At 70.2% G+C, this 7262-nt stretch carries 6 protein-coding genes; all 6 read right to left on the reverse strand.

The features are described from left to right. Nucleotides 1-1329 (reverse strand): type I DNA topoisomerase (gene topA, locus ACTWQJ_RS42860; protein ID WP_443311820.1); only part of this gene is annotated, 1329 nt, incomplete at its 3' end. A gap of 251 nt (nucleotides 1330-1580) precedes the next feature. Further along, a complete protein-coding gene (locus tag ACTWQJ_RS42865; RefSeq protein ID WP_443311821.1) occupies nucleotides 1581-1778 on the reverse strand; it encodes a hypothetical protein in 198 nt (65 codons plus the stop codon). Nucleotides 1779-1942: 164 nt separating this feature from the next. Continuing rightward, on the reverse strand, nucleotides 1943-4171 hold the full coding sequence (locus ACTWQJ_RS42870; protein ID WP_443311822.1) for a protein kinase domain-containing protein: 2229 nt from the start codon (nucleotides 4169-4171) through the stop codon (nucleotides 1943-1945). 258 nt (nucleotides 4172-4429) lie between these two features. Continuing rightward, nucleotides 4430-5950: a DUF7059 domain-containing protein gene (locus ACTWQJ_RS42875; protein ID WP_443311823.1), complete on the reverse strand. Its 1521-nt coding sequence runs from the start codon at nucleotides 5948-5950 to the stop codon at nucleotides 4430-4432. Between the two features lie 244 nt (nucleotides 5951-6194). After that, a complete protein-coding gene (locus ACTWQJ_RS42880; RefSeq protein WP_443311824.1) occupies nucleotides 6195-6785 on the reverse strand; it encodes a small secreted protein in 591 nt (196 codons plus the stop codon). Nucleotides 6786-6977: 192 nt separating this feature from the next. Continuing rightward, the coding region (locus ACTWQJ_RS42885) for a sodium/proton-translocating pyrophosphatase (RefSeq protein WP_443311825.1) at nucleotides 6978-7262 on the reverse strand (285 nt) is incomplete at its 5' end.

Consider the following 7262-nt stretch of genomic DNA (forward strand, 5'->3'; position numbering starts at 1 on the left):
GAACTCGACGTCCCGGCCGTCGGCCGCAGTGCCGCCGATCTTCACCGTGACGGAGTTGCCTGTCGCGTCCTTCATCTGGGAGGCGACCGTCCGCTTCCAGATCAGCTCGTACAGCTTGAACTGGTCACCGGTCAGTCCCGTCTCGGCCGGCGTACGGAAACGATCACCCGAGGGGCGGATCGCCTCGTGCGCCTCCTGCGCGTTCTTGACCTTTCCCGCGTACGTCCGCGGCTGCGGCGGCAGGTAGTCGGCGCCGTACAGCTGCGTGACCTGGGCGCGGGCGGCGGCGATCGCCGTGTCGCTCAGCGTCGTGGAGTCCGTACGCATGTACGTGATGTAGCCGTTCTCGTACAGCTTCTGCGCGATCTGCATCGTGGCCTTCGCGCCGAAGCCGAGCTTGCGGCTGGCCTCCTGCTGCAGCGTCGTCGTGCGGAACGGAGCGTACGGTGAGCGGCGGTACGGCTTGGACTCGACGGACCGGACGGAGAACCGGGTGTCCTCCAGGGCGGCGGCGAGGGCGCGGGCGTTCGCCTCGTCGAGGTGGAGGGTGTTCGCGCTCTTGAGTTGTCCCAGCGAGTCGAAGTCGCGGCCCTGCGCAACCCGCCTGCCGTCGACGGCCTGGAGGCGGGCGACCAGCGACGACGGGTCCGACGAGTCCCCCGCGCGGCCGGTCGCGAAGGTGCCCGTCAGGTCCCAGTACTCAGCCGAACGAAACGCGATCCGCTCGCGTTCCCGCTCCACCACGAGCCGGGTCGCGACCGACTGGACGCGGCCGGCCGACAGGCGCGGCATGACCTTCTTCCACAGGACCGGGGACACCTCGTAGCCGTAGAGGCGGTCGAGGATGCGGCGGGTCTCCTGGGCGTCGACCAGCTTCTGGTTGAGCTGGCGCGGATTGGCCACGGCCTCCCGGATCGCGTCCTTGGTGATCTCGTGGAACACCATGCGCTTGACCGGGATCTTCGGCTTGAGGACCTCCTGGAGGTGCCAGGCGATGGCCTCGCCCTCCCGGTCCTCATCGGTGGCGAGGAAGAGCTCGTCGGAGTCCTTCAGCAGGTCCTTGAGCTTCTTGACCTGCGCCTTCTTGTCGGCGTTGACCACATAGATCGGCTGGAAGTCGTGCTCGACGTCCACACCGAGGCGCCGGACCTCGCCGGTGTACTTCTCCGGCACCTCCGCGGCGCCGTTGGGGAGGTCGCGGATGTGCCCGACGCTCGCCTCGACGACGTATCCGGGGCCGAGGTAGCCCTTGATCGTCTTCGCCTTGGCAGGCGACTCGACGATGACGAGTCGGCGGCCGCCCTGTGCGGTCTCGCTGGTCGGGGACAACTTCGCTCTTCTCTCCGGTCGACGCTGGGCCTCCCCAGGCCTTGCTCCCGGGGTCGGGACACCTTTCATGGCTGACGCTGCGGAGTGTGACGGTACATCCCGCCCCCGTGTCAAACGGGAAAAGCCCACAACGGCCACTCGAACGGTAACCCGACTACCGTCATTCCTGCCGCCCGGAGTGTCCACCGATCTGATCCGCCGATCCGGAGCGTGACCTCCCAATTACCCAGGTGAACGCACCACCGGCGGCCTCAGAGGCGGGTGAAGCACCACGTCCCGAGGGCCAGCGCGATCACCGCGACGACGCTCGCGACGGTCGCCGATGCGACGGGACTCACACCCTGGGCGACGGGCTCGCGCCGGTGCACCCGGGTCGCCGTCCACACCAGCAGCCCGCCTCCGAACAGGGCGAACACCAGTCCCGTGAAGATCACCGGTCCGCTCTCCATGGCTCCCCGTGCCCCTTTTCTCCCGTTCGCGAGTGTGCAGTCCCGGGAGGTTGACACGCGCAGGCTGCGCCCAGGCGAACCTGACGTGAACGCGGGGCCGACGGACCTGTGCATCCGCCTTCGGCCGGCCCCGGGGATATTTTTTCGGCCGATTTCAGCTGATCTCAGACTTCGCCGGGCGTCGGTATCTTTCCGGTCGTCTTCTTGTCGTCGGTCCGGCTCACGGTGCACACGGCCTTGTTGAAACCGGCCTCCCAGTCCTCCTCGTCGGCCACCCAGCCGTAGACGGTCCGCTCCGCACCGGGCGCCCAGGTGGATTCGAACTTGTTCTCGCACAGCTCGGTCGCGTTGTCGCTGCCCTTGGCGTAGCTCATGCTCGCGGGGGCCTGCACGGTCCCGATGACCTGTTCCGTGTGCGGCTTGTCGCAGTCGGTGAGGGGCGCCTCGTAGCCGTCGTCCAGCTCCTTGTAGGTCCAGCAGTCGCCGATGCTCATCTGGCCGACCCACAGGTCCGTGCCCGCGTCGCGGAACCGGCCCACTTCGCCGCCTATCGCGGCATGACGGCCGAGTACGAGACATGCCGTACCACTGCCCGCCGCGGTGAAGCCCTCCTCGGTCGGCAGCACGGCGTAGACGTCCGCGTCCGGCAACGCGTCGACGACCGTGCGGCTCTGCTCCTCGCACCGTTCCGCGCCGTTGGCGCGCGCGTCGGCGTGGTCCGTGGCCGTCTCGATGCTCAGGACCTGGCCGTCCGGCCAGTCCTCGGCGCAGTCGACCACGCCGAGGTTCGGGGACGACTTGAACGGCGCCCCCGTCCAGACCGCCTGTACACAGTCACCGGCTTCCAGCGGCCTGGTCAGGTCGACCACGTCCCCGTACGGCAGCACGGGCTCGGTCGGCGACGGCGACCCCTTCGTGCCGGGCGACGGCGACTTGCCCGCCGCGTTGTCGCTGCCCTTCTTGTCTCCGCCGGTCAGCGAGACGGCCGCCCAGGTGCCGCCGGCGATCACAAGGACACCGGCGACGACGAGGGCGACGAGCGCGAGGCGCTTCCGGGCTCCTTTGGGTGCCGGTGCCGACGGCCCGTCGCCGCCGCGACCGGAGCCCACCTGCCCCCAGGAACCACCCGTGTACGTCGGGGAACCGCTGTCCGCCGCGTACGGCGGCTGCCCGCCACCGACATAGAGAGAGCCCGGCGCCTGCGCGTAGGGGTTGCCCCGGTCGTAGGGACCCTGCGGTGCGGGCGGTGGCCAGGCGCCGTGCGCCGACCCGCCGGGTGTGGCCGCGCCGCCGTCCGAGGCGCCGGACCCCGGCGTGTCCGGGCCCCAGCCGCCGCCAAGAGCGCCCGCGGGAGTGTTCGGCGTCGGTGGCGCGCCCGGCGTCTGCGGAGCCGACGGCGTACCAGGGTTCCCGGGACCGCCCGCGCCCCCCGCGGGAGGCGGTCCGAACGCGCCCGGCGGTGGGCCGAAGGCGCCGGCTCCGGCCAACGCGCCCGCGGCCTGCCCTGCGGGACCGGCATCCGGCGTCCCCTGTGCCACGCGCTCCAGGCTGCGCGCGACCATGTCCGGCGCGGACCTGCGCAGCGGATCCTTGACGAGCAACCCGTGCAGGACGGGCGCCAGTTGGCCCGCACGGGCCGGCGGCGTCGGTTCCTCGCCGAGCAGGGCCGTCAGAATCGCGTACTCGTCATCGCGATCGAAGGGGCCGCGCCCCTCCACGGCGGTGTACAGCGTGGCGCCCAGGGAGAACAGGTCGGCGGCCGGGGTGGGCGGCTCACCGCGGGCACGCTCGGGGGCGAGGTAGCCGGGGGTGCCGAGGATGCCCGCGGTCGCGGTGATCCTCGGCTCGCGCGATCCCGGCTGCAGCGCGATGCCGTAGTCGGTGAGCAGCACGCGCGCGTACGGGTCGCCGGAAGAGTCGGGGGCCAGAAGGATGTTGGCCGGTTTCACATCCCTGTGGAGGATGCCGATGCGGTGCCCGGTGTTGAGCGCGTCGAGCACGGCGAGGCCGATACGAGCCACCTGCGCGGGCGGCAGCGGACCCGAACTCCGGATCACCGCCTGCAGATCGACCGCGTCGGGCACGTACTCCATGACGATCCACGGCAGTCCCTCGTGCTCCACCACGTCGTGCACCGTCGCCACATGCGGATGACCGCGCAGGCGTGCCGCGTGCCGGGCCTCGCTGCGGGCCCGTGCGATGCGCTGGGCGGGCTCGCTCGCGTCCATCGGCATATCCGGAAGCGCGATCTCCTTCATCGCGACTTCGCACGCCAACTCCTCGTCGTGCGCGAGCCATACGCGGCCCATGCCGCCCGCGCCGAGTGTGCGCAGCAGCCGGTACCGGCCGTTGATGACCCGGCCCTCGCCCTGGTCCGGCGTCTCCCCCGCCATCACGCCTCCCCCGAGACAGCGCGCCTCCCCGAGGACGCGTCCGAGTCTGTCTCTCGAAGGTAGCTTCGCACGCGCCACTGACAGGAGACCTTCACAGGATCGATCCCGGAAGACCTGCTCGCACCGGCTCCGTGAGTCTCATGAGTCACTCAAACCTCAGAGGCAACACACCAGGCAACTCACGCACGCCGTCACTCCCGGCGTACGCCCCACCCTCACGCGCCCCCGATCCGGGCGTACAACGCCCCCGGCCGACGATCATCCCGCCGGCTCAAGAAACCCCTGCTCCACCAGCAACCGAATCTGTGCCGGTGTCCGATCCCGCAGCAACACCGGGTCCTCACCCACCAGCTGGGCGATGGCGTCCAGGATCCGACCGGCGGTCAGGGAGCCGTCACAGACGCCCGCGAAGCCCGCACCGACCGTGTCCACCTTCGTGGCCCGGCGCATACCGCGGTTCTGACGCAGCACCACGTGTTCCGGGTCCTCAGCGCCGGGGAGCCCGACCTGCTCCTGGACGACCTCCGCGGCGAGCCGGAAGCGCTCTTCGAGCAGGGCGGCGTCATCGCGTGCCCGCAGGTAGTCGAGACGTTCGAAGTGCGCCCGGACCGTGTCACCGAGCGGCTGTTCGACCGGATGCGGCCACTCCTCCACGGTGATGGAGGGCACCGCGGCCCCCGACTTGCGCAGGGTGATCCACCCGAACCCCACGGCCTTCACCTTGCGCGCCTCGAACTCGTCCAGCCAGGCGTCGTACCGCGCCTCGTACTCGGCCACGTCACCGCGGTGGTCGCCCGCATCCCGCAGCCACAGCTCGGCGTACTGCGTGACGTCCTGCACCTCCCGCTGCACGATCCACGCGTCGCACCCGAGCGGCACCCACGACCGCAGCCGCTCCTGCCAGTCCTCCCCCTCCACGTGCTGCCAGTTGGCGAGGAACTGCGCGAATCCGCCCCTGTTCAGGCGGGCGCCCGCCTGTTGAACGAGCGAGCGGCACAGATCGTCCCCGCCCATTCCGCCGTCGCGGTACGTCAGCCGGGCGCCGGGAGAGATCACGAAGGGCGGATTGGACACGATCAGGTCGTACTTCTCGTCGTCCCGGAGCGGCTCGAAGAGCGATCCCTCGCGCAGGTCCGCGACGGGGGCGCCGGACAGCGCGAGCGTGAGCGCGGCGATGTGCAGCGCCCGTGGATTCACGTCGGTCGCCGTCACGCGCGTGGCGTGCTGGGCGGCGTGCAGGGCCTGGATGCCGGAGCCGGTGCCCAGGTCGAGGGCCGAGGCCACAGGCGTACGGACGGTGAGCCCGGCCAGGGTGGTGGAGGCACCGCCCACGCCCAGGACGACGCCTTCGTCCCGTCGCCCGATCCCCCCTGCCCCACCGACCGCGCATCCCAGGTCGGACACGATGAACCAGTCCTCGCCGGCCGGCCCGCCGTACGGCCGTACATCCACGGTCGCGGCGAGCTCGTCCCCGCCGACCCGCGTGAGCCACCCGCTCTCCAGGCACTCGGTGACGGGCAGAACCCCCTCCGCGCGCGCGTGCGGCACGGGCTGCTGGAGCAGGAACAGCCGTACGAGCATCTCCAGCGGCGTGTCCCCACGGGTCGCCCGGAGTGCGGGCACGGTCTCGCCGCGGGCCAGCGCCGCGTACGCGGGGGCGCCGAGCAGTTCGAGCAGTCCGTCGGCGGTGAAGGCGGCTCCGAGCAGGGCGTCGCGCAGCCGAGCAGTGACGTCGGGACGGTCGGCGGAGGGCAGCGGGGAGAGGCTGGCGTTACTCACATTCCCATTTTGAACCCTCCCCCAGCTGAAGCAGGGGGATTCCTGGCTCACGTCGCCTACGAGCCAGCGGCCCGGCAGGTCTTACACGATCAACACCAGCCGGGTTGGAACCAGCCCGGTTTGGTACCGCACAGCTTGGAGGTGCATGTGCCGGCTTGGCTCTCGCTCAGCACGGTGTGCGCGCTTGGTTCTCGCGACGCACGGCCCGTAGCCTACCCGATCTGATGGACGGTCTTTCCCGGCGTCAGCCCTGCGTCACGGACGGCGAGGCGGATGCGCTCTGGCAGCTCTCCTGCTGGGCCATCGCCTGTCCGACCTCGCCCTCCTCCAGGGTCCTGAGCGCGTCGTTGCCGCTCTGGCTGAGCTTGTCCAGCTCGGTGGCGATGTCCTTGAGGCCGTCGGCGAACTTGGCCTGGTCCTTGGTGTCGAGCGCGTCGACCTGCTTCCTCAGGGAGGCGTACGACGAGGAGATGCCGTTGAGCTCCTTGACCGCGTCCTGCTGCTTCTTCTCGCCGTTCTCGACGTCCGGCGGGCCGGCCTTGTTCACGGCGGTCCCGATCGCCTTGTAGGCGTCGGACATGTCCTGGAAGGCCTGCGCGTCGGTCTTCTGGACCTCCGCCGGCGTGCTGCTGTCCGAGGTCTCCTTCTGGATCGCGGCGTTCGCGGCCGCGATCTTCTTCGCCTGCGGCTGCACGGCGTCGCAGACCTGCTTGGCCCAGGCATCCAGCTTCTCGTTGCCGTCTTCGCCGCCGCATCCCGACAGCGCCAGTACCAGTACCGCACCGCCGGACAGTGCGGCCGCGAGCTTCTTGTTCACCGGATTGGTCCCTTCCATGGCTCTCGGCCCCGGAACATACACGCCAAGCGGGCGACAACCGCATGACGAGCGTCCAATATGACCATAATTACGTCATTCGCGCCAGGAGAGAGAAGGCTCACGGCGAGAGCGTGAACACAGCGGGGCGGGCGGGCGACGCGTCAACACGCGCCTCCCGCCCGCCCTTTGAGCTGGGCTTTGTCCGGCAGCCTACGAAACCACCGCAGTGTCGGCCGACTTGGAGCTCCGGTCGGGCTCTTCGTCCCCCATGGCGATGCCGCGCCGCTTGGAGACGTACACCGCGCCGACGATCACCACAAGGGCGAGCACCGCGACCAGAATCCGTACACCGAGGTTCTCGTCGTCGCCGTAGCTGAACTTGATGACGGCGGGCGCGATGAGCAGCGACACCAGGTTCATCACCTTCAGCAACGGGTTGATCGCGGGACCGGCGGTGTCCTTGAACGGGTCGCCGACCGTGTCACCGATCACCGT

This window comes from Streptomyces sp. KR55, from assembly GCF_052245645.1.
GTDB lineage: Bacteria > Actinomycetota > Actinomycetes > Streptomycetales > Streptomycetaceae > Streptomyces > Streptomyces flavusporus.